Origin of the sequence: Microbispora sp. ZYX-F-249 (assembly GCF_039649665.1) — a bacterium.
GTDB lineage: Bacteria > Actinomycetota > Actinomycetes > Streptosporangiales > Streptosporangiaceae > Microbispora > Microbispora maris.
In genome coordinates this window covers 1-454 of sequence record NZ_JBDJAW010000172.1, presented here as the reverse complement: position 1 = coordinate 454, position 454 = coordinate 1, and the positions used below count along the sequence as shown (strand labels likewise).

General features: G+C 67.6%; 1 pseudogene. It reads right to left on the bottom strand.

Going from position 1 to position 454, the window contains the following annotated elements:
• Nucleotides 1-454: pseudogene (locus AAH991_RS40275) on the bottom strand (DNA-directed RNA polymerase subunit beta); the annotation flags it as partial.

Below are 454 nucleotides of genomic sequence, written 5' to 3'. Positions count from 1 at the left end.
GCCACCCAGCGGCTGCTGGGTGATCATCGAGTACGGGCCGGTCGACCGAGCGTGTATCTTGTCGTCGACCAGGTGCAGCAGCTTCAGGATGTAGATGTAGCCCACCGCGATCGGGTGCGGGAACGGCTCGCCGGAGCGGCCGTCGAACAGCCGCGCCTTGCCACTGGGCATCACCATCCGGTCGCCGTCGCGGTCGACGAGTGTGCTGCCCAGAAGACCGATGATCTCCTGTTCTCCGGCGCCGTCGAAGACCGGGGTGGCGACGTTGGTCCAGGGCTCGACCCTGTCCATGTCCTTGTCACGCAGGCGCTCGGCCCACTCCTCCCGCACCCCGCTGATGTCCCAGCCCTGCGCCGCGATCCACCCGAGGTGTGTCTCCAGCACCTGGCCGACGTTCATCCGGCCGGGAACGCCCAGCGGGTTGAGAATGATGTCGACCGGGGTGCCGTCTTCC